Source organism: Streptomyces kebangsaanensis, assembly GCF_001906585.1.
GTDB classification, from domain to species: Bacteria; Actinomycetota; Actinomycetes; order Streptomycetales; family Streptomycetaceae; genus Streptomyces; species Streptomyces kebangsaanensis.
Genome location: NZ_JUJA01000157.1, coordinates 48,343 through 69,229, shown reverse-complemented (window position 1 = coordinate 69,229; position 20,887 = coordinate 48,343). Strand labels below are relative to the sequence as shown.

Below are 20,887 nucleotides of genomic sequence, written 5' to 3'. Positions count from 1 at the left end.
GGCGCTGCGCGAGGGCGTGCCCGCCTCCACGCTCTACGTCCAGCAGTTCATCGACAACGACGAGCGCGTGCGCGAGGCACTCCAGCTCGCGGCCGAACGCGGCGGCATCAACCTCATGGAGGCCCCGCGCCCCGAGCTCGACCGGATGACGAACGGACTCAACCACCAGGGCCTCGTCCTCCAGGTCCCGCCCTACGAGTACGCCCACCCCGAGGACCTCACCGACGCCGCCCACGACGCGGGCGAGGCCCCGCTCATCGTCGCCCTCGACGGGGTGACCGACCCGCGCAACCTCGGCGCGGTCGTCCGCTCCGTCTCCGCCTTCGGCGGACACGGCGTGGTCGTCCCCGAACGGCGCGCGGCCGGCATGACCGCCGGCGCCTGGAAGACCTCCGCCGGCACGGCCGCCCGTACGCCCGTCGCCCGCGCCACCAACCTCACGCGCGCCCTGGAGACGTACCAGAAGGCGGGCGTCACCGTCGTCGGCCTCGCCGCGGACGGCGACGTCGAACTCGGCGACCTGGACGCCCTGGAGGGGCCCGTCGTCATCGTCGTCGGCAGCGAGGGCAAGGGCCTGTCCCGGCTGGTCGGCGAGACCTGCGACCTGCGGGTGCGGATCCCGATGCCGGGCGGGGCGGAGTCGCTCAACGCCGGTGTGGCGGCCGGGATCGTGCTGTACGAGGCGGCGCGCAGGCGCGCGTGACCGGGCGCTCGGCACACCCTTGACGCGGTCCGGACAGATCCGACGCGTCAAGGCAGTGTCCTAACACCTCATCACTCGGTTAGATGAGTGTGGACACCAGAACACCCCGCACACCCACGGGGGACCGTTCGTCGGGATACGACGACGCTCCCGCGCTGAGCATGGTGAAGGTGCCGAGCGATCCGGCGCAGGTCATCGTCAACCACGCCAGCTTCCGCGTGCAGTTGGGCGCCTCCTCGCGGCGCACCCTGTTCCCGCGAACCGCCTGGCACCCGAGCGGCGCCCAGTACGCCGCCCACACGTCCGTGGCCGGCACGGCGGGGCGGGCCTGGGCGGCCACCCCCCGCCGCCCGGTCGTCTGGAGCGGCAGGTCCGCACCCGACGACACCGGCGCCCACCGGCTGCTGCAGGCCGTACGCAGCGGAAGCGTCCGGTACACCGACGAGACGCCCACCGACGCCAGGGCCACGCAGGTCGTCCCACGTCTCGACACCGCCCCGGGCTACGGCGCAGCCGCCTACGCCGACCTCGACGAGACCGTCGAGATCCCCGTCGTCGGCGCCCCGCGCCCGCCCGCGCCCGGCGAGAACCGGCTGCTGCCGCACATGCGGACCGCGGGCAGCGCGTACGAGGAGCAGGAGTACGGCCGTACGGAATACGGCGGCTCCGGGTACGGCGGCGCAGGGTACGGCCAACCGCCTTACGGCGAAGCCGACTTCACGGACGACCAGTACTCCGGGCACGGTGAGTACGGCGAGGACGGGGAGTACCGGGAGTACGGCGGGTACGGCGGACACGACACGCGGGACACGGCCGCCGCCGACCCGCGCCGGCCCGGCAGGCGGCACGCCGACGACCCCTCCCGGCACGCCTACTACCCCGGCCGCCGCATGAACCTCGGCGTCGTACTGCTCCCGCTGCGCGTCTTCCTCGGCGGCATCACCGTCTACGCCGGCATGAGCAAGCTCTGCGACCCGCTCTACTTCGACGGCGGCAAACGCGGCTCCATGGTCAAGTGGCTCAACACCCTGCACCCCTGGGACGCCGCCGAACCACTGCGCCAGTTCGCCCTCCACCACCCCGTCGGCTCCGGACTCGCCATCGCCTTCCTCCAGGTCATCGTCGGCGTCCTCACGATCCTGGGCTGCTGGCAGCGGGTCGCCGCGGCGATCGGCGCGCTGCTGTCGGCCGCGCTCATCGTCACCGTCAGCTGGAAGACCACCCCCGTCTACGACGCCCCGGACATCATCTACCTCGCCGCCTGGTCCCCGCTGATCATCGCCGGCGCCCCCGTCTACTCCGTCGACGGCCGCCTCGCCGCCCTCGCCTGGCGACGGCTCGGCCCGCGCTCCGACATCTGGGAGCTGCGCCAGTTCGTCCTGCGCCGCGGTGCCCTGCTCACCGTCGTCGTCACCGGCCTCACCCTGCTGGGCGGCTCGACCCTCGGCGGCGCCGTACGCGACGCCGACCACGTGGTCGTACCCGGGCCCGGCGAAGCCCCGCGCAACGAACAGCCCGGCTCACCGCTGCCCCGGAAGCCGGGCGAGCGGCAGCAGAGGCAGCCGTCGGCGCCCGCCTCGCCGACCCGGCAGGGCTCCTCGGCAAGCCCGTCCGGCAGCCCCTCCACCACACCCGACGAGACCCGCGGGAGCACCGCCGCGACCAGCGGCGCGCCCAGCGAGACCCAGGGCACCGGCCAGACCCCGCCGCGCCACTCCGCCCCGGCCCAGCAGGCACCCAGCACCAGCTCGGGCCCGACCTCCGGCGGCACCGCCACCGGCGGCAGCGGCGGCTCCTCCAGCGGCAGCCCCGGCAGCCCCGGCAGCCCCGGCAGCCCCGGAGGCTCCGGAGGCGGCGGTTCGTCCTCCGGCCAGCCGGGACTGGTGGGCGGCCTGCTGGGCTGACCGGCACGGCACCGGACCGCCGCCACGCCGGATCACTGTCACGACGGATCACTGTCACGACGACGGGGTCCCGCACAGCTCGTACTGTCCGAGCGTGCGGGACCCCGTCGTCGTGCGCACCCGGACCCGGGCGCGGTGGGCCGGACTCACCTGCCCAGTGCCGCCAGCTCCTTCGCGGCCTCCGTGAGGTCCTTCGCGGTGTCGATGGCACGCCAGTACGCGCCCTGCGGAATCGGGAAGCCGGCCAGCCGGCGTTCACGGGCCAGACGCGGGAACGTGGTGCGCTCGTGGTCGCCGCGCTCCGGGAGCAGGGCGGCGAACCCGGGCGAGAAGACGTAGACGCCCGCGTTGATCTCGAAGGTCGACGGCGGGGCCTCGATGAAGTCCGTGATGTGCCCGAAGCCGTCCGTCTGCACGGCACCCCAGGGGATCCGCGGACGGGCCAGCGCGAGCGTGGCGACCGCGTCGCGCTCGGTGTGGAAGTCGGCCATGTCGCGCAGCGAGAACCGGGTCCAGATGTCGCCGTTGGTGGCGTACCAGGGCCGGTCCGGGTGAGGCAGGTGAGCGGCGGCGAACCTCAGGCCGCCGCCCCGGCCGAGGGGCTCGTCCTCCACGACGGTGGTGACGCGGACCGGCAGGTCCGACGCCTTCAGCCACTCCTGCAGGACCTCGGCGAGGTGGCCGCAGGAGACCACCACGTCCGTCACACCCTCCTCGGCGAGCCAGGCGAGCTGGTGACCGATGATCGGAGTGCCCGTGCCGGGGATCTCGACCATCGGCTTGGGCCGGTCGTCGGTGTAAGGACGCAGCCGTGACCCCTGGCCTCCGGCCAGGATCACGGCTTGGGTGGGGCGGGACGCCGCATTCGGATGGGTCATGCCCGAACTGTACGTGCAGCCCCCCGCCCCGGTCGGGGCAAGTCCGGCGCCGGCCGGGCCGGCCACACACGGCCCGGCCGCGCTCGGCCCCTCGGGGCCGTCAGTTGTGCGCGGACTGGACGCCGGAGGCGAAGGACGTGTCGCAGACCGGACGGGCGTAGGACTGGGCGCGGGCGGGGCCGTAGATGTTGACGGCGGCGCGGCCCAGGGTGCGGGCGATGGAGACGCAGTACCCGGCCAGGGACGGGCGGTCGTCGACCGCCTGCTGGAGGTGGGTGAGGACGACGCCCGGGTCCTTGTCCTGGAGCTCGGTCAGCAGCTGGTCGCGCAGCACGTCCTGCGGGGCACGGGAGCGGGCGTACGCCGGGGCTCCGGTCGCCACCGTGTCCGACGCGGTGAGCACCGAGCGGGAGGGGCTCCCCGACCAGTTGACCCGGGTGACCGCGAGGGTCCCGGAGAGCACCAGGACGACGGGCAGGACGAGGGCGAGCGAGCGGCCGATCCGGTGAGCGGGGCCCCGGCCGCGTCGCGTGGGGTGGGTGGTGGAGTGCTTCACGCCAGGCAGAGTAGCCGCTGGTAATGATTTGGCGACATTCAGTCACCTCTTCGGGGGACGGCCCACCCCGCCTTCCCGGGCGGTGTGTTGACGCACACTGCTCGAAATGTCCTGCCCACCGGGGAATTGCGGGGGCACGGGGAAGGGCCCCGCGGCAGGTGGCGGGGCCCTTCTCGTCAACCCGGGTGAATCACCCGGAAGTGTCCCGGGGTTTCAGCCGTAAGGCGTCACTCACGGAGGCGTGTCAGTCCGTCAGACGCTCACCCGTCGAGGTCGAGAACACGTGGGTCTCGCCCGGCCGCGGCACGACGTGCAGCGTGGAGCCCTTCTCCGGGACAGCACGGCTGTTGACGCGGACGACGAGGTCCTTGTGCTCACCGTTGACCTCGACGCTGCCGTAGACGTAGCCGTCGGCGCCGGTCTCCTCGACCACGTTCACGGAGACGGCGAGGCCCGCCGGGGCGTCCTCGGCGTCCTTCGACAGCGAGGCGGCCGCACCGCCGCCCAGCTCGACCACGTCGAAGTGCTCGGGCCGGACGCCCACCGTCACCGTACGGTCGCCCTTGTCCGCGGCGGCCTTCAGCGCCTCCCGGTTGACCGGCACCACGCTGTTGCCGAACTTCACACCGCCGTCGATGATCGGCACCTCGACCAGGTTCATCGCCGGGGAGCCGATGAAGCCGGCCACGAAGAGGTTGGCGGGCTTGTCGTACATGTTGCGCGGCGAGTCGACCTGCTGCAGCAGACCGTCCTTGAGCACCGCCACGCGGTCGCCCATCGTCATGGCCTCGACCTGGTCGTGGGTGACGTAGACGGTGGTGATGCCGAGCCGGCGCTGCAGCGAGGCGATCTGCGTACGGGTGGACACACGGAGCTTGGCGTCCAGGTTGGACAGCGGCTCGTCCATGAGGAACACCTGCGGCTCGCGCACGATCGCGCGGCCCATGGCGACACGCTGACGCTGACCGCCGGAGAGCGCCTTCGGCTTGCGGTCCAGGTACTCGGTCAGGTCGAGGATCTTCGCGGCCTCCTCGACCTTCTGCCGGATCTCCGCCTTGTTCACGCCGGCGATCTTCAGCGCGAAGCCCATGTTGTCGGCGACCGTCATGTGCGGGTACAGCGCGTAGTTCTGGAACACCATGGCGATGTCCCGGTCCTTCGGCGGCAGGTGGGTGACGTCGCGGTCACCGATCCGGATGGCCCCGCCGTTGACGTCCTCGAGCCCCGCGAGCATCCGCAGCGAGGTGGACTTGCCGCAACCGGACGGGCCGACCAGGACGAGGAACTCGCCGTCCTCGATGTCGATCTCCAGCGCGTCGACGGCGGGCTTCTCGGAACCCGGGTAGATCCGGGTCGCCTTGTCGAACTGAACAGTGGCCATGGCGAATGGGCCCCCTTCTACCGGCAGGAACGTGCCGGACGATCCGTTGTGGAAGGTGGTGCCACTACGGGTGATTCCGTTGTGGTGGTGTAGTCCACACAGGTGAACTGGCACAGGACGGTACCCGGCGTCCACCTCTTCTGTCAGTAGCCCAGGCCACGTGAACTTCGCGGGAAAGTTCGGCGAGGGCAAGGCGACGGGTGCACGGGTGGGCGCGCACGGTTGCCGAGACGCGCGAGGCGGAGAACTTCGTGGCCGAGTGAAATGCGCTCTGTGTAGAGTGGAACAGCCCTTCGCGTGCGGCGTTGCAGTGCGCGATGCCTCCTTAGCTCAGTCCGGCCCAGAGCGACGCACTTGTAATGCGTAGGTCGTCGGTTCGAATCCGACAGGGGGCTCTGGAAAGGCCAGGTCAGACAGTCTCTGACCTGGCCTTTCTGCTGTTCGGGGCGTGAGGCGCCACACCGCCGCTCCCCACCACAGAGGGCCTCCAGACCCTCCGCGTTCCGCGTGCGAGAGCTCAGCGGGTGGCGCCCTCGGGCCAGAGGACGGTCACGGGTACGCCGACGCGGCGGGCGTAGGCGACGACGTCGGCGGTGCCGCCGTAGCCGCGGGCGGGGTGGCCGTCCCAGACGGCGAGGAGTTCGTCGACGAGGTCGACGAGGATTTCGCTTCCGGCCTGGTGGGCTTCGGAGGTGGAGGCGGTCATGCCGGTGCTGTGGACGTCGGACGCTCGGCGGATCAGTTCGTCGTAGGCGGGGTGGTGGTCCTCGGACAGGCCGTCGCGGTACTCGATGGCGGGGACGACGACTTCGAGGCGTGCGCCGGCGTCCAGGGCGATCCGGGCCCACCAGGAGTCGGGGCCGTCGGCGACGCAGCTGATCGCGGTCAGGTCCTGGATGTCGTAGGTCTTGAGGTGTTCGGTGAGGAGGGCCTGGACCTGGGAGGCAACCTCCGGGGGCAAGCCTCGGTGGCCGGTGATTCCCACGCGCATCGTCGGAGACTCCCTACAGGTAGGAGGAATGGATCAGGTCGTCGAACTCGCGCACCACGGCCGGCCGCTGAGTGTCCCTGTAGGCGCTGCGGAGTCGGCGGGCCTTGTCCACGATCTTTCCTGAGCGCAGCCGGATTCCCTCGGCGAGGGCTCGGGTCGCGATGTGGAAGGCGCTGTGGGCGTCCCCGGCCTGGAGATCCCGGGTGGCGACGTCCAGGTGGAGCAGGGCGCGCTGTTTGTCGTGCGCGCTGTTCAGGGCGGTGGTGATGTCGTGCTCGGACAGGTGGAGGCGGGAGTCGCCGAGACGGGCTCCGCAGGTGACACGGCAGGCGGCGATCTTGCGGCCGTCGAAGCTGAAGATCCAGGGCCAGGGCGCTGGCTCATCCGGTGAGACGGCTTCCGCGTGGCGCTGAGTGGCGCACAGGGCGCGTTCGCATGCGGGACGGTCACCTTTGGTGGCGTGGGCTATGGCTTCTATGGAGGAGAGCCAGGCTGCGGCCAGTTCGGGCTGGTCGGGGCCGAGGTGGTGGCGCGCGGCGGTGACGAGCCGCAAGGCCTGGTGGGGTGATCCGGTGTCGGCTTCGAAGCCTGCGAGGCTGCCGGTCTGGTAGGCCGTGAGGAGGCGGTCGCCGGAGGCGTGGGCGGCTTTGATGGACGATCCGTACCAGCNGGCGGGCGGAGCCGTAGTCGCCCATGTCCCACGACAGCCAGCCGGCGAACGAGGCTGCCTCGCTCCCGGCAGAGGCGAGGGCGGGACGGGCGTGCCCTGGAGCGTTCTGAGTGATCGCCTGGATGAGGCGCAGGTGCCCGTGGACCGTTTCGGCGAGGTCGCTGGAGGCCGTGGTCGAGTTCAGGCGTCGGTATGAGGAGGTGACGACCCGAAGGGTGGCGGCTTGTGCCGCGTCTCCGTCTGCTGCCGGGCCGGTCAGGGCGGGAGTGGTGNGGGGGAGAGCGGCTGCCGCCAGTCCTGCGGCGAGGAATTCGCGTCGTTCCACGGGGGGTTGTCCGTTCGAGGGGCGGGCGGCGAGGCCGACCAGCTCGAAGGGCAGACCCAGTGCTTCGGCGGTCGCCGCCAAGGTGGTCATGTTGTAGTCGCTGATGCCGGACGTCTCCAGACGTGACACTGCGGACTGGGTTAAACCCAGCACGGTCCGCGAGCTGTGTCTGGGTGAGCCCTGCGATGCCTCGGGCCTGTCTGATGACGGACCCGAAGTCTCCGGCTCGGCCGGCGTCTCGAATGCCGCCGTGCGTATGCCAGGCGAATTCATTCATTGGTCACCACCTTCGCAGGATGCCACCGAACCGGCTGTTCCGGTATGCGATTCGCGGGTATGCGCATGCATCACCGCATAGCCGGTGGAGGCCCCCGAAGCGGGCGTGAACCCTGGTTCAGGTAAGAGACGAATCCGCCGCGTTGAGGGGTGTGGGGTGCACGTAACCGCAGATGTGACGATGCTGGACGGCTGCACGTCAGCCGTTGTGGCCGAGTGGGCCGGCGAGTTCCGTCACTGTCCTGCTTTGGTGCCCGATGCCCGAGCAGGCGCCCGAAGAACACTGGCCCGTCTCGGCTGGCCTGGTGATGTCGACGACGCCGTGCTGGTCGTGTCCGAACTCGTCACCAACTCCGTCCTGCACGCCGCCGAAGGTGGCTCGCTGCTGCTCCGCCTTGCCGTGTTGGCCGACGAACGGCTCGCCATCGAGGTCTCCGACGAGGGATCCGCCGCGGTGCCGGACGCGCCCTGTGTACTGCCTGCCGTCGATGCCGAGTCAGGCAGGGGTCTCTTTCTGGTGCGAGCCCTGTGCGCCGATGTCTCCGTTCAGCGCACCGAGCACGGCAAGTCGGTGCGTGCTCTGTTGGCGGGTGGGCGATGACGCCACACCACCGGATGAGTTCCGTGACTGATGTGCGGCCCGTAACTCCTCTGCCAGCGGGGCCGCCATCCACCCAGCTCCTCGCCCGGCAGCAGAGGTCTTGTGTCCGACCGGTTGAGCCGCGGTCAGGAAGTTGCCCGGCCTGTGGCGGCACCGGTGCGGATCCGAAGACCGGAGAAATCTGCGGCACCTGCAGCGGTCTCGGTGACATCTACTGCCGGGCCCGCTGCCTCATCTCAACACGAGGTTCCCGCACTGTCCGCACCCACGGAAAGGGGGCCATCGAATGGCCCACTCGCTGATTGCCGCTCCGTTTCTCGACGGGCACCTCCTCCTCAAGCCTGGGACTCGTCATGGTGTTCGCATTCCCGCCGACCATTACGAGGAGCTTCGCCGGGCGCAGACCGTGCCGGAGTGGGTCGTCCGCAACGCCGTCGAGACGTGGGGTCTGGACGTGGCCGGACGGCCGATGGAGGGCACGGTTCTCGTCCGCGAACCGTCTCCGTACGGGTACTGCCGTGCCTCCTGGGAGATCAACCTGGGCTGCAACTTCGGCTGCAAGCACTGCTATCTGGGTGAGCGGCCGTTCGCCGGGCTGGTGTGGGACGACAAACTGCGCCTCCTCGACATCATGCGCGACGCCGGGGTCATCTGGCTCCAGATCACCGGTGGTGAACCCACCATGGACAAGGACTTCGCCGACGCCTACTGGCACGCGTGGACGGCCGGAATGATGCTGACGATCTCCACCAACGGCTCGCTGCTGTGGCGGAAGGAACTGCTTGACCTTTTCGACCAGTGCCCGCCCTACCGGCTCGTGGTTTCCGTGTACGGCGCGAGCGAGCAGTCCTTCGACGCCCTTACCCAACGGCGTGGCGCATGGCGAGCGTTCCGTCGCGGCCTCGATGCCGCCTGTGAAGCGGGGCTGCCACTGCGCCTGAACCTGGTCGTCACCGGGGACAACGCACACGAGGCCGACCGGATGGCCGCCCTCGCCGAGGAGTGGGGCATCGAGCATCACGCCTACACCAACATGACCCCCACCATCTACGGCGGTGGAGAACCCCTTCTCGCCCAGTCCGCCGCACATCTGCGCCGGCGCAAGCCATTCGCCGGCTGCAACGCCGGACATACCTTCTTCCACGCCGACCCGCACGCCAAGGTCAGCATCTGCAAGGTCGGCCGCGACGACCAGATCGACCTCATGACCGAAGGCATCGACGGCCTGCGCCGTCTCGGTGCGATCGCCGACCGCCTCATGCTTCGCACCGGAGGGTGCGAGGGATGCGCCCTGTCCGGCACCTGCCGGGTCTGCCGTCCCCTGGCCAAGCACTACCAGGAGGCGAAGGCGCCGCTGCACAGCTACTGCCAACACGGAGACGACAAGGAGATGGTTTCGTGAGTCCGCAGCCTGTCCCGGTACAGATCCTGTCCGGTCCGCCGCCGACGGCCTCCGCCCGCCGCGACGCACCGCCCGTTGCCGCCGCGTCCGTGACCCTCGTCATGGACCTGGACACCATCGTCGAGAGCGCCGAGTGTTCCTGCGACGCCGGCGACGACAACCCCCACTAGCAACCTGACCAGGTTCCGGGCCTCGGCATCCGCACTGCGTCGAGGCCCGGGACCGTCGCGCAATCGCTAGGCTCGCTGCCATGTTCTTCCGCTGGGACTGGCTCCGGCCCGTGCTGACCGCACCGGTCGTGCCGACCCTGGGCCCCGTGCACCCTCAGGCGTTCACCGTCGACCTGTTCGAGGCCGCCCGTACCGCAGCCCACAGCGACCGCCACTTTCTGCCCTACGACAAGGACCGCCGCTGGTCCTGTGAGAAGGAAGAAGCCGTCCTTCCTGACGACATCGTCCACCGCCCCGACCACACCCTCATCCCCACCCTGTCCCGACGAGGCCGAGGCACTGTCAAGGTCTACGCATACGGCCACCGTCCGGACACCGTCGCGCGGGCCGGTGACGTAGCCGCCGAACTCGCCGCCATGCACGGCGCGGCTGTTGCACGCATGATCCGCCCCTTTGGCCCCGAAACCCGGCCGGTTCGCGGCACCCGTATTCAGCTCCAGGACTTCAGCCTCCGCCCCTGCCCCGCCCCCGAGGGCCCCGTCCGCCCTCTTGAGGCCTGGCCCGCTGCGGTGCAGGAGACGTTCGGCGCATTTGCCGCGACCGTGGCGACGGACGGCTTCGCCTTCCTTTGGGAGCGCATGCAAGCGGGACACTGCGGTCCCGTACTCACCACAGCTCTCGGCAGCCGGATCGTCGGTGCCATCGGTCCGATGGAGATCCGCCCCGACCCGCTCGGCGTCCCGCAGCTCATGCCCCAGTACTTCGCCGTCCTCCCCGAGGCGCGCGGCCACGGCCTCGGCCGCGTCCTGTGGCGTGCCGCCATGCACTGGGGACAGACACACGGCGCCGCCTACCAACTCCTCCAGACCGAAATCGGAGGAGCGTCCGACCGGCTCTGCCAGTCCGAGGGCCTCACCTCCCTCGGCTTCACCCGAACCGACCACGTGTGACCGGTACCTCAGCTGCTCGACGCTCTGCTGCGGTCTTCACCAGTCCGCCCGGAAGTCTTCCGTCCGGGTGACTCCGGCCCCGGCCTGCAAAGGTCGGCCTGGGGAGGCCGGATGCCGGGTCCGGGTGGCGGGGCAGCGCCGTAGTGGCCGGGATTGTCAGGCCGGGCGCCGGGTCGTATGCGTCACTGTCGCCTCATGGGTCGATCGCCTGACCGCCGCCCACCATGACGGACGCCTCCGGGGCGAGTCGGCGGTGGCATCGCAGGGGCCGCGGTCCGGTGGGTTCCGGCGGGATTCGCGGGTGTGGCCGGGCGGCGTACTTTGGAGTCGGGCAAAGGTGACTTTCCGGTGAGAGTGTCCGGGCATCGGTGGAAGTCGCGGGGGCGTGTGCGAGACCTTGGGGAGACCTGGCGGTCTCGGGCGAGGGTCCTGTGCCATGGATCCGAGCGGGGTGCGTAGGCGCACTGCAGGAGCGGAGGGATGATGACCGAGCTCCGTAAGGCGGACGTCCCGCCGGACCCTGCCGCGGTGCTGCGTGACCCCTCGCGGCTGGCCGCGGTGGACGCCGTCCGCGCGGTTGGCGAGCTGACCGAGGAGGCCTTCGCCCGGTCCGTGAGCCTGGCCGTCAGGCTCGTGGACGCCGACACGGCGCTGATCAGCCTGGTCGGGGCGGACCGGCAGTTCGTCCGGGGCGGGACCGGCGCAGCCGTACGGGGGCAGGGGGAGCGGGAGCGACTCGACTGGGGTTTCTGCTCCGAGGTGGTGGCGTCGGGCCGGCCGCTGGCCGTCGACGACGTCCAGGACGGCTCCGCGCGCCGGGCCCGCCTCGCGGTCGCCGCCACCGGGATGCGCGCGTACCTGGGTGTACCGCTGTTCCTGGGGGAGCTGCCGATCGGCGCGCTGTGCGTGGCCGACACCGGGCCGCGGCCGTGGACCCCGGAGCAGGAGCACGCCCTGGAGCAGCTGGGCGCCTCGGTGATGAGCGAGGTCCGGTTGCGGTTGGACGCGGCCGAACACGGCCGGCTCTACGAGCGGGCCGCGGCCGCCGCGGTGGCCGAGCGCAGGCGTTCCCGGCAGTTGCGGGACCTGGCCCGGGCCGGTCTGCGGATCAATGCCGCGCCGTCGCTGGACTCCGCCCTCCAGACGGTCACCGAGGAGGCCAGGGCGCTGGTGGGCACGCACCAGTCGGTCACCAGCATGACCGTGAACCTTCGCTGGGCCCAGGCGATCAACGCGGTCTCGCTGTCGGACAAGTACGCCGAGTACCGCTTCTTCGACGTGCCCCCGGCCGGAGAGGGCATCTATGTCCTGGTCTGCAGGGACAACCGGCCGATGCGGATGACCCAGGGCGAACTGGAGGCCCATCCGGCCTGGCGGGGCTTCGGCGCCTACGCCCCGGAGCATCCGCCGATGCGCGGTTGGCTGGCCGTCCCGCTGATCGCCTCCGACGGTCGCAACCTGGGGCTGGTCCAGCTCTCGGACAAGGAGGACGGTGGCGACTTCACGGCAGACGACGAGGCGATCCTCGTCCAGCTCGCCCAGCTGGCCTCCGCGAGCATCGAGAAGGCCGCGGCGCTGGAGAACCAGTACGAGATCGCTCGCGCCCTGCAGAGCAGTCTGCTGCCGCGGCAGCTGCCCGAGCACTCGGCGGTGTCGGCGGCCTCCCGGTACCTGCCCGCGGCGCCCCGTGCCGGGGTGGGCGGCGACTGGTTCGACGTGATCGAGCTCTCCGGTGCCCGGGTCGCGCTGGTGGTCGGGGACGTGGTCGGGCACGGCATACACGCCGCCGCCACCATGGGCAGGCTGCGTACGGCCGTGCGTACCCTCGCCGATGTCGATCCGACCCCCGAGGAGCTGCTCACCCGGTTGGACGACCTGGTGAACCGGTTTTCCGCGGAGTCGGGCGCCGACGGCGATGCCGGTCTGGCGTTCGTAGGTGCCGACGGTATCGGGACCACCTGTCTGTACGCGGTGTACGACCCGGTGGCCGGGCGTTGTGCGCTGGCCTGTGCCGGTCATCCGGCGCCTGCCGTGGTGGCCCCGGACGGCCGTGCCGGTTTTCTCGATCTGCCGGTCGGGCCGCCGCTCGGCGTCGGGGGTGTGCCGTTCGAGACGGTGGAGGTGGAGGTGGAGGAGGGCAGTCTGCTCGCCTTCTACACCGACGGCCTGGTCGAGTCCAGGCAGCGCGGTCTGGACGCGGGGATGGAGGAACTGCGCCAGGCGCTGGCCGAGCCGTGCGACTCGCTGGAGACGCTGTGCGACGACGTGCTCAAGTCCCTGTTGCCCGAGCCGCCGACCGACGACGCCGCACTGCTGCTGGTCCGGCCGCACGGTCTGGACAAGGCACGGGTCGCCACCTGGGACGTCGCCGCGGATCCGGCCGAAGTGGCCCGGGTCCGTGCCCGGGCCACTCGCATGCTGGAGGCGTGGGGTCTCGACGAGATCAGCTTCGTGACCGAGCTGGTGGTGAGCGAGCTGGTCACCAACGCCATCCGGTACGGCGAGCCCCCCGTCCAGCTGCGGCTCATCTACGACCGGACGGTCATCTGCGAGGTCTCCGACGCCAGCAGCACCGCTCCGCACCTGCGCCGGGCCCGTGCCTTCGACGAGGGTGGACGCGGCCTGCTGCTGGTCGCCCGGCTCACCCAGCGCTGGGGCACCCGCCACGCCCGCGAGGGCAAGACCATCTGGTGCGAGCAGGTCCTGCCCGCGGCGGGCCCGCTGTCCGGCCCGTAGCGGTGGCGTCGGCTGTCGTCGGCCGGTCACTCCCGCGTCGGCCGGTCACTCCCGCCGGCCCGCCTCCTTCCGGGATCCGGTCACGCTGTCCTGAGTACCGTCCGTACGGCCTGGCGCAGCGTTGCCTCGGCGTCCGGTACGGCGCCCGCCGCCCGCCAGGCCACGAAGCCGTCCGGGCGGACGAGCACCGCTCCGTCGGGTGTCGTGCCGTGGGCGCGGGCCCAGTCGGGGGGTGTGTCGGTCTCGCCGCTCCGGGGGGCGTGGGTCAGCTCGGCGCCGATGCGGTACGAGTCCAGGCGTACGCCGTCGTGCGCCGCGATGCGCTGCGCCGCCGTGTGCCAGTCCGTCGTCGACCGGGCGTCGCTCAGCAGGACCAGGGAGCGTTCGTACAGGTCGAGCGTCGAGATGCGTTCGCCCTCGCGCCGCACCCACAGGTGCGGGGCCCGGGTGCCCGGGTCACCGGTCAGGCACAGGGTGTCGGGGACGACTTCCTGGTCGGGGTCGGTGCCCAGTACGGCGCCGTGGGGGTAGTGGTAGCCGAGGACGACGTTGAGGATGCCGCCGCGTTTGGCGCCGCCGATGCCGGGGGCGGGGGCGAAGCCGGGGTGGCTGTGTTCGACGGAGCGGGCGGAGGCGCGGGCGCTGGTGGCCGTGGCGACCGGGCGGCGTTCGGTGTCGTAGGTGTCGAGCAGGGCGGGGCCGGCCCAGCCCTGCAGGACGGCGGCCAGTTTCCAGGCGAGGTTGTGGGCGTCCTGGATGCCGGTGTTGGAGCCGAAGGCGCCGGTGGGGGACATTTCGTGGGCTGAGTCGCCGGCGAGGAACACACGTCCGGCCGCGTAGCGGTCGGCCACCCGTTCGGCGGCGCGCCAGGACGCCTTTCCGGTGATTTCGACGTCCAGGCCGGGGGCGCCGACGGCGCGGCGGATGTGCCGTTCCAGGCGGTCCTCGGTGAATTCGTCGAGGGTTTCGCCGAGCTCCGGGTGCCAGGGGGCGTGGAACACCCAGTTTTCCTTGTTGTCGACGGGGAGGAGGGCGCCGTCGGCGTCCGGGTCGGTGAGGTAGCAGCAGATGAAGCGGCGGTCGCCGACGACCTCGGCGAGGAGTTTGGAGCGGAAGGTGACGCTGACGTTGGCGAAGAGGTCGCCGGGGCCGCTCTGGCCGATGCCGAGGCTGCCCCGGACGGGGCTGCGGGGGCCGTCGGCGGCGACGAGGTAGGCCGCGCGGACGGTGTACCGCTCGTCGGTGGCCCGGTCCCGTACGACCGCCGTGACCCCTTCGTCGTCCTGTTCGAAGGTTTCCATCTCGTGGGAGTAGCGCAGGTCGCCGCCGAGCCGGCGGGCGCCGGCGAGCAGGACGGGTTCGAGGTCGTTCTGGCTGCACAGGCACCAGGCGGTGGGGCTGAACCGGGCCAGGCCGCCACCGGGGTCGATGTGTTTGAAGAGCCATTCGCCGGCGTCGCCGACCAGGGTGGGGGTCTGCAGGATGCCGTGGTTGTCCGCGAGCAGGGACGCGGCCGTCTTGATGTCGGGCTCGATGCCGGCGACCCGGAACAGCTCCATGGTGCGCACGTTGTTGCCACGTCCGCGTGGGTGGATGGAGGTGCCGGAGTGCCGCTCGACCAGCAGGTGCGGTACGCCGAGGCGGCCGAGGAACAGCGAGGTGGACAGGCCCACCAGGGAGCCGCCGACGATGAGGACGGGTACCTGGTGGTCGGCTTCTTGGTGCATCGGTGCCTCCAGGAGCGGGGTGCGGGTGCGGGGGCGCGTCGGAGTTTCCATGCCCGGTGGAGGGCGGGACCGCGTGCGCCGGGGGGACCAATCACCCCTGTGATCACCCGGGTGGTGCACACGAGTCGCGGACCGTTCGGTCCCGGCTCAGGATCGAGATCACGCTGACGTCGCGTCATCCGCGGCCGGCGCGTTCCCTCTGTCCCCAGCCCCGCCAAGGAGACGTACGCAGATGACCGCCATTTCTGAGCGCGTTTCAGGACCGACCGAGCAGCAGGCCTCGAAAACCGTCTCCCAGTCCGTCTTCGACGGCTCCCGGCTCCGGGTGGTGCTGCTGGTGGACGTCTGCGACGGCGCCCAGCAGCAGTTCCTGGAGGCGTACGAGCAGATGGGCAAGCAGGTCGCCTCGGTTCCGGGGCATGTCAGCGACCAGCTGTGCCAGTCGATCGAGAACCCGTCCCAGTGGCTGATCACGAGCGAGTGGGAGAGCGCCCCGCCGTTCCTCGCCTGGGTGAACAGCGAGGAGCACGTGCGGATGGTGGAGCCGATGCACAGCTGCATCCGGGACACCCGGTCGCTGCGGTTCCACATCGTGCGGGAGACCGGCGGGGAGAAGGCGGCCGCGGCGTCCGGGCGGCGGCTGCAGAGCGAGCCGCGGATCGGTGACGGGGTGATCCGGCACGCGCTCACCTTCACGGTGAAGCCGGGCAGCGAGCGGAAGGTCGCCGAGCTGCTGGCGAACTACGAGTCGCCCGAGGCGCGGGTCGACGACACGACCCGGTTGTGCCGGACCTCGCTGTTCATGCACGGCAACCGGGTGGTGCGGGCGGTCGAGGTGCGCGGGGACCTGCTGGCGGCGCTCAGGCATGTGGCCCGGCAGCCGGGGATCCGGGCGGTGGAGGAGGCCATCAACCCGTATCTGGAGCAGGACCGGGACCTGAACGACCAGGAGTCCGCGCGGGTGTTCTTCACGCGGGCGGCGCTGCCCGCCGTGCATCACGTGACGGCGGGTCAGGAGAGCGAGGAGGCGGAGCGGCACGCGCTGTTCTACCCGGCGCGGCCGGGCATGGGCATGAAGCTGGCCGAGCTGCTGGCCCGGCAGGACGAGCGGGCCGCGGACGATCCGCGCGGCCCGGTGTCGCGCAGCACGGTGTTCGAGCGGGACGACGTGGTCGTACGGCTGGTCGACGTCCGGGGCGGTCTGGAGGCCGTCGACCCGGCCGTGGCGCTGGGGCTGGCGGATTCCGCGCAGGTGGCGGAGCTGACGACCCTGCTCGACGAGGGCGCCGCCGAGAAGGGCGGCGATCTGTCGCGGCTGCTCTCCCTGGCCCGCATGGAGCTCGTCACCGACCGCCGGTCCGCGCAGGACGCCTGACGCAGGACGCCTGTCGCCCGACGCATCCCCAAGTCGGCACAGCACACCGCGAGTCGACGTAGCACACCACCGGAGGAACGACGTGATCAAACCCCGACCCAGAATCGTGGATCTCAGTGAGGTCGAGCCCAACACCAGGCGCGGAGGCGACCTGCGCGCCATGCTCACCCCGGCCACGGTCGGTTCCACCAGCGGTTTCATGGGCGTGGCCATCGTGCAGCCCGGTGACCGGATCGGTGAGCACTACCACCCGTACTCCGAGGAGTTCGTGTACGTCGTCTGCGGCGAGCTGGAGGTGGATCTGGACGGCGAGCCGCATCCGCTGCGGCCGGAGCAGGGGCTGATGATTCCCGCGTACATGCGGCACCGGTTCCGCAACGTGGGCAAGGTGGAGGCGCGGATCGTCTTCCATCTGGGGCCGCTCGCGCCGCGTCCGCAGCTCGGCCACGTCGACACGGAGGGCACGGAGACGGTGCCGGTGGCGGCCGCCGCGGAGGGGGCCGGGGCGGCGGAGGCGCGGTCATGACCCGGCGAGTGGCGGTCACCGGCATAGGCGTGGTGGCGCCGGGCGGCATCGGTGCTCCCGCGTTCTGGGACCTGCTGGCCGGCGGGCGTACGGCGACGCGGGGCATCACGTTCTTCGACCCGGCCGGTCTGCGGTCCCGGATCGCCGCCGAGTGCGATTTCGATCCGGTGGCCGCTGGGCTGGACGGGGAGCAGGCGGCGCGCTGCGACCGGTACATCCAGTTCGCGCTGGCGGCAGGTGAGGAGGCGGTGCGGGACTCGGGGATCGACCTGGCCGGGGAGAACCCGTGGCGGGTCGCGGTCTCCCTGGGCACGGCGGTGGGCGGCACGACCCGTCTGGAGAACGACTACGTCCTGGTCAGCCACCGCGGTGAGCGCTGGGACGTGGACCACAGCCGGGCCCAGCCGCACCTGGAGCGGGCGTTCACGCCGAGCACGCTGGCGTCGACGGTGGCGGAGCGGTTCGGGGCGCGCGGTCCGGTGCAGACGGTCTCGACGGGCTGCACGTCCGGGCTGGACGCGGTCGGGTACGCCCTGCACACCGTGGAGGAGGGCCGGGCGGACGTCTGCATAGCGGGGGCGTCGGACTCGCCGATATCGCCGATCACGATGGCGTGTTTCGACGCGATCAGGGCCACGTCGCCGAACAACGACGATCCCGCGCACGCCTCCCGCCCCTTCGACAACGACCGTGACGGGTTCGTCATGGGCGAGGGCGGTGCGGTGCTGGTCCTGGAGGAGCTGGAGCACGCCAGGGCCCGCGGCGCGCACGTGTACTGCGAGCTGAGCGGCTACGCCACCTTCGGCAACGCCTATCACATGACCGGCCTGACCAGTGAGGGCCTGGAGATGGCGCGGGCGATCGAGGCCGCGCTGGACCACGCCCGGCTGGACGGCTCCGCGATCGACTACGTGAACGCGCACGGCTCCGGCACCCGGCAGAACGACCGGCACGAGACGGCCGCGGTGAAGCGGGCGCTGGGCCATCACGCCTACGACACGCCGATGAGCTCCATCAAGTCGATGGTGGGTCACTCGCTGGGGGCGATCGGGGCGATCGAGGTGGTGGCCTGTGTGCTGGCGCTGGCCCACCAGGCCGTTCCGCCGACCGCCAACTACGAGACGCCGGACCCCGAGTGCGATCTGGACTACGTGCCGCGGGCCGCCCGCGAGCGGAAGCTGAACAGCGTGCTCTCCGTGGGCAGCGGGTTCGGCGGTTTCCAGTCGGCGGTGATCCTGACCCGGCAGAGGGAGAGGACACGATGAGCGCACCCCCCAAGCGGCGGGCCGCCGTCACCGGTATCGGTGTGGTCGCGCCCAACGGAACGAGTACCGAGAACTTCTGGAAGTCCACCCAGGAGGGTGTGAGCGTCCTGGACCGCGTGACCCGCGAGGGCTGCGGGCATCTGCCGTTGAAGGTGGCCGGCGAGGTCCGGTCCTTCGATCCGTCGGCGGCGGTCGAGGAGCGTTATCTCGTCCAGACGGACCGGTTCACGCATTTCGCGATGGCCGCGGCCGACGCCGCTCTGGAGGACGCCCGGCTGGGCCGGGCGGACACCGGGAGGGCGCCGTTCTCGGCGGGTGTGGTGACCGCGGCCGGCTCCGGCGGGGGCGAGTTCGGCCAGGGGGAGCTGCAGAAGCTGTGGGGCAAGGGCAGCCGCTACGTCGGCCCCTGGCAGTCCATCGCCTGGTTCTACGCGGCCAGTACCGGCCAGATCTCCATCCGTCGCGGTTTCAAGGGGCCGTGCTCGGTGGTCGCCGCGGACGAGGCCGGCGGCCTGGACGCGCTGGCGCACGCGGCGCGCGCCGTGGAGCGCGGTACGGATGTGATCGTGGCGGGTGCGACGGAGGCGCCGCTGGCCCCGTACTCGATGGTCTGTCAGCTCGGTTACCGGGAGCTGAGCCCGGTGAAGGATCCGGCGCGGGCGTACCGGCCGTTCACGGAAGGGGCGTGCGGGTTCGTGCCGGCCGAGGGCGGTGCGATGCTCGCCGTGGAGGAGGCGGGCGCGGCCCGGGAGCGGGGCGTGCCGGTACGGGCCACGGTGGCCGGGCACGCGGCGACGTTCACCGGTGCCTCGTGCTGGGAGCTGTCCCGGGAGGGGCTGGCGGAGGCGATCCGCGGCGCGCTGGCCGAGGCCGGGTGCGCCCCGGAGGAGGTCGACGTCGTCTTCGCCGACGCGCTCGGTGTGCCCGAGGCGGACCGGGCGGAGGCACTGGCCATCGCCGACGCGCTGGGCGCGCACGGGCGGCGGGTGCCGGTGACGGCGCCGAAGACCGGTACGGGCCGGGCGTACTGCGCGGCGCCGGTGCTGGACACCGTGGCGGCGGTCCTGGCGATGGAGCACGGGCTGATCCCGCCCACCCCGAACGTCTTCGACATCTGCCATGACCTCGATCTGGTGACCGGATGTGCCCGTACCGCGCAGGTGGGTACGGCGCTGGTCCTCAGCCGGGGGCTCATGGGCTCGAACTCGGCGCTGGTTCTGCGGCACGGAGCCGTCGGCGCCCCCTGACCGGGCGCGGAGCAACCAGCCGGGAGCAACAAGGAGAGGAACCACATGAGTGACCGAATCACCGTGGAAGAACTGTCCGACCTCATGAAGAGGACGGCCGGTGTCGCCGTCAGCCCGGAGGAACTGGCGGAACGGCCCGACACCGCCTTCGAGGAGCTCGGCATCGACTCGCTCGGCCTGCTCGGCATCGTGGGCGAGCTGGAGAACCGGCACGGTGTGCCGATGCCGCCCGACGCGGAGCACTGCAAGACGCCCCGCAAGTTCCTCGACCTCGTCAACAGCACCCTTCTGGCAGGAGCGTGAGATGGCAGGCCACACGGAGAACGAGATCACCATCGCCGCGCCGGTGGACCTGGTGTGGGAGATGACCAACGACGTGGAGAGCTGGCCGCAACTGTTCAGCGAGTACGCCTCCGCGGAGATCCTGTCGCGGGAGGGGAACACGTGCACCTTCCGGCTGACCATGCACCCCGACGAGAACGGCACGGTCTGGAGCTGGGTCTCCGAGCGCGAGCCGGACCGGGACACGCTCACGGTCAGGGCCCGCCGGGTGGAGACCGGGCCGTTCGCCTACATGAACATCCACTGGCGGTACGAGGAGGTGCCCGCCGGCACGCGGATGGTCTGGACGCAGGACTTCGAGATGAAGCCGGAGGCCCCGGTCGACGACGCCTGGATGACCGACAACATCAACAGGAACTCCAAGGTCCAGATGGCCCTGATCCGCGACAGGATCGAGAAGGCCGCGGCCGGACGACGGGCCGAGCCGGCCCTGAGCGCCGACTGAGCCGGGCGGAGGAAGGAACGTGCGGAACGTGCACCAGGCCCTGATCGTCGCCCGGATGGCTCCGGGTTCGGGCCCCGACATCGCGAAGATCTTCGAGGAGTCCGACCGGGGGGAGCTGCCGCACCTGGTCGGCGTCACCCGGCGCAGCCTCTTCCAGTTCGGCGATGTGTACCTGCATCTGATCGAGGGGGACCGGGACCCGGGGCCGGCCGTCGCCAAGGTGGCGGACCACCCGGAGTTCCGGGGGATCAGCGACCGGCTGTCGGCGTACGTCAGCGCGTACGACCCCGAGACCTGGCGTTCGCCGAAGGACGCGATGGCGCGCCGCTTCTACCTGTGGGAGCGCGACTGAGCCGTCCGTCCGTGGCCGTCCGGATCCCTCACGGACGGCCTCCGGCCGCCGGGCCCGCGGTGCAG

General features: G+C 71.3%; 19 protein-coding genes and 1 tRNA gene. 15 read left to right on the top strand and 5 right to left on the bottom strand.

Going from position 1 to position 20,887, the window contains the following annotated elements; all coding sequences use genetic code 11:
• The coding region (gene rlmB, locus RH94_RS27425; protein ID WP_234426082.1) for a 23S rRNA (guanosine(2251)-2'-O)-methyltransferase RlmB at positions 1–703 on the top strand (703 nt) is incomplete at its 5' end.
• 83 nt (positions 704–786) lie between these two features.
• Entirely contained in the window at positions 787–2,607 is a 1,821-nt protein-coding gene (locus RH94_RS27420; RefSeq protein WP_234426081.1) for a DoxX family protein, read from the top strand.
• Positions 2,608–2,753: 146 nt separating this feature from the next.
• On the opposite strand, the gene RH94_RS27415 is transcribed toward RH94_RS27420, so the two are convergent.
• The 3 genes from RH94_RS27415 to RH94_RS27405 form a co-directional block, all read right to left on the bottom strand.
• Positions 2,754–3,485 (bottom strand): nucleotidyltransferase family protein, encoded by a 732-nt coding sequence (locus RH94_RS27415; RefSeq protein ID WP_073950899.1) that lies wholly within the window; start codon positions 3,483–3,485, stop codon positions 2,754–2,756.
• 100 nt (positions 3,486–3,585) lie between these two features.
• Complete coding sequence (locus tag RH94_RS27410; RefSeq protein WP_073950897.1) at positions 3,586–4,041, bottom strand: hypothetical protein; 456 nt, start codon at positions 4,039–4,041, stop codon at positions 3,586–3,588.
• Between the two features lie 244 nt (positions 4,042–4,285).
• Positions 4,286–5,422: an ABC transporter ATP-binding protein gene (locus RH94_RS27405; RefSeq protein WP_073950895.1), complete on the bottom strand. Its 1,137-nt coding sequence runs from the start codon at positions 5,420–5,422 to the stop codon at positions 4,286–4,288.
• 319 nt (positions 5,423–5,741) lie between these two features.
• On the opposite strand from RH94_RS27405, the gene RH94_RS27400 reads away from it, so the two are divergent.
• Positions 5,742–5,817 (top strand) — tRNA-Thr (locus RH94_RS27400).
• Positions 5,818–5,939: 122 nt separating this feature from the next.
• Here RH94_RS27400 and RH94_RS27395 read toward each other — a convergent pair.
• Positions 5,940–6,413 carry a hypothetical protein gene (locus RH94_RS27395; RefSeq protein WP_073950893.1) on the bottom strand — a complete coding sequence of 158 codons (474 nt, stop codon included), beginning with the start codon at positions 6,411–6,413 and terminating at the stop codon, positions 5,940–5,942.
• A 1,428-nt stretch (positions 6,414–7,841) separates the two neighbouring features.
• Here RH94_RS27395 and RH94_RS27385 point away from each other — a divergent pair.
• The 5 genes from RH94_RS27385 to RH94_RS27365 all read left to right on the top strand — a co-directional run bounded on the left by RH94_RS27385 (position 7,842) and on the right by RH94_RS27365 (position 13,543).
• Entirely contained in the window at positions 7,842–8,285 is a 444-nt protein-coding gene (locus tag RH94_RS27385; RefSeq protein ID WP_234426080.1) for an ATP-binding protein, read from the top strand.
• Positions 8,286–8,571: 286 nt separating this feature from the next.
• Entirely contained in the window at positions 8,572–9,687 is a 1,116-nt protein-coding gene (locus RH94_RS27375; RefSeq protein WP_073950891.1) for a radical SAM protein, read from the top strand.
• Entirely contained in the window at positions 9,684–9,857 is a 174-nt protein-coding gene (locus tag RH94_RS41580; RefSeq protein ID WP_199881073.1) for a hypothetical protein, read from the top strand. Before RH94_RS27375 ends, RH94_RS41580 begins: the two co-directional genes overlap by 4 nt.
• Positions 9,858–9,937: 80 nt before the next feature.
• Positions 9,938–10,807: a GNAT family N-acetyltransferase gene (locus tag RH94_RS27370; RefSeq protein ID WP_073950889.1), complete on the top strand. Its 870-nt coding sequence runs from the start codon at positions 9,938–9,940 to the stop codon at positions 10,805–10,807.
• Between the two features lie 483 nt (positions 10,808–11,290).
• On the top strand, positions 11,291–13,543 hold the full coding sequence (locus RH94_RS27365) for a SpoIIE family protein phosphatase (protein WP_158073099.1): 2,253 nt from the start codon (positions 11,291–11,293) through the stop codon (positions 13,541–13,543).
• 80 nt (positions 13,544–13,623) lie between these two features.
• Here the strand turns inward: RH94_RS27365 and RH94_RS27360 are convergent, their stop codons facing one another.
• Positions 13,624–15,270, bottom strand: a complete 1,647-nt coding sequence (locus RH94_RS27360) for an FAD-dependent oxidoreductase (protein WP_073950885.1) — start codon at positions 15,268–15,270, stop codon at positions 13,624–13,626.
• 232 nt (positions 15,271–15,502) lie between these two features.
• Between RH94_RS27360 and RH94_RS27355 the strand changes: the two genes are divergently transcribed.
• The 7 genes from RH94_RS27355 to RH94_RS27325 all read left to right on the top strand — a co-directional run bounded on the left by RH94_RS27355 (position 15,503) and on the right by RH94_RS27325 (position 20,822).
• Positions 15,503–16,645 carry a SchA/CurD-like domain-containing protein gene (locus tag RH94_RS27355; RefSeq protein ID WP_073950883.1) on the top strand — a complete coding sequence of 381 codons (1,143 nt, stop codon included), beginning with the start codon at positions 15,503–15,505 and terminating at the stop codon, positions 16,643–16,645.
• An 82-nt stretch (positions 16,646–16,727) separates the two neighbouring features.
• Complete coding sequence (locus RH94_RS27350) at positions 16,728–17,171, top strand: cupin domain-containing protein (RefSeq protein ID WP_073950881.1); 444 nt, start codon at positions 16,728–16,730, stop codon at positions 17,169–17,171.
• The gene (locus RH94_RS27345; RefSeq protein WP_073950879.1) at positions 17,168–18,436 is read left to right on the top strand and encodes a beta-ketoacyl-[acyl-carrier-protein] synthase family protein; all 1,269 of its coding nucleotides are present in this window, start codon (positions 17,168–17,170) and stop codon (positions 18,434–18,436) included. The genes RH94_RS27350 and RH94_RS27345 overlap by 4 nt, the downstream gene beginning before the upstream one ends.
• A complete protein-coding gene (locus RH94_RS27340) occupies positions 18,433–19,683 on the top strand; it encodes a beta-ketoacyl synthase N-terminal-like domain-containing protein (RefSeq protein ID WP_073950877.1) in 1,251 nt (416 codons plus the stop codon). Before RH94_RS27345 ends, RH94_RS27340 begins: the two co-directional genes overlap by 4 nt.
• Before the next feature lie 45 nt (positions 19,684–19,728).
• Complete coding sequence (locus RH94_RS27335; RefSeq protein WP_073950875.1) at positions 19,729–19,986, top strand: acyl carrier protein; 258 nt, start codon at positions 19,729–19,731, stop codon at positions 19,984–19,986.
• Between the two features lies 1 nt (position 19,987).
• Positions 19,988–20,470, top strand: coding sequence for an SRPBCC family protein (locus tag RH94_RS27330; protein WP_073950873.1), 483 nt, complete (start codon positions 19,988–19,990; stop codon positions 20,468–20,470).
• A gap of 28 nt (positions 20,471–20,498) precedes the next feature.
• The gene (locus RH94_RS27325) at positions 20,499–20,822 is read left to right on the top strand and encodes a TcmI family type II polyketide cyclase (RefSeq protein ID WP_073951225.1); all 324 of its coding nucleotides are present in this window, start codon (positions 20,499–20,501) and stop codon (positions 20,820–20,822) included.
• Positions 20,823–20,887 lie beyond the last annotated feature (65 nt).

Coding starts and splice junctions, on each gene's coding strand:
- RH94_RS27420 (WP_234426081.1), top strand. CDS start 787: ATGAGTGTGGACACCAGAACACCCCGCACACCCACGGGGGACCGTTCG.
- RH94_RS27415 (WP_073950899.1), bottom strand. CDS start 3,485: ATGACCCATCCGAATGCGGCGTCCCGCCCCACCCAAGCCGTGATCCTG.
- RH94_RS27405 (WP_073950895.1), bottom strand. CDS start 5,422: ATGGCCACTGTTCAGTTCGACAAGGCGACCCGGATCTACCCGGGTTCC.
- RH94_RS27395 (WP_073950893.1), bottom strand. CDS start 6,413: ATGCGCGTGGGAATCACCGGCCACCGAGGCTTGCCCCCGGAGGTTGCC.
- RH94_RS27375 (WP_073950891.1), top strand. CDS start 8,572: ATGGCCCACTCGCTGATTGCCGCTCCGTTTCTCGACGGGCACCTCCTC.
- RH94_RS27370 (WP_073950889.1), top strand. CDS start 9,938: ATGTTCTTCCGCTGGGACTGGCTCCGGCCCGTGCTGACCGCACCGGTC.
- RH94_RS27365 (WP_158073099.1), top strand. CDS start 11,291: ATGACCGAGCTCCGTAAGGCGGACGTCCCGCCGGACCCTGCCGCGGTG.
- RH94_RS27360 (WP_073950885.1), bottom strand. CDS start 15,270: ATGCACCAAGAAGCCGACCACCAGGTACCCGTCCTCATCGTCGGCGGC.
- RH94_RS27355 (WP_073950883.1), top strand. CDS start 15,503: ATGACCGCCATTTCTGAGCGCGTTTCAGGACCGACCGAGCAGCAGGCC.
- RH94_RS27345 (WP_073950879.1), top strand. CDS start 17,168: ATGACCCGGCGAGTGGCGGTCACCGGCATAGGCGTGGTGGCGCCGGGC.
- RH94_RS27340 (WP_073950877.1), top strand. CDS start 18,433: ATGAGCGCACCCCCCAAGCGGCGGGCCGCCGTCACCGGTATCGGTGTG.
- RH94_RS27335 (WP_073950875.1), top strand. CDS start 19,729: ATGAGTGACCGAATCACCGTGGAAGAACTGTCCGACCTCATGAAGAGG.
- RH94_RS27330 (WP_073950873.1), top strand. CDS start 19,988: ATGGCAGGCCACACGGAGAACGAGATCACCATCGCCGCGCCGGTGGAC.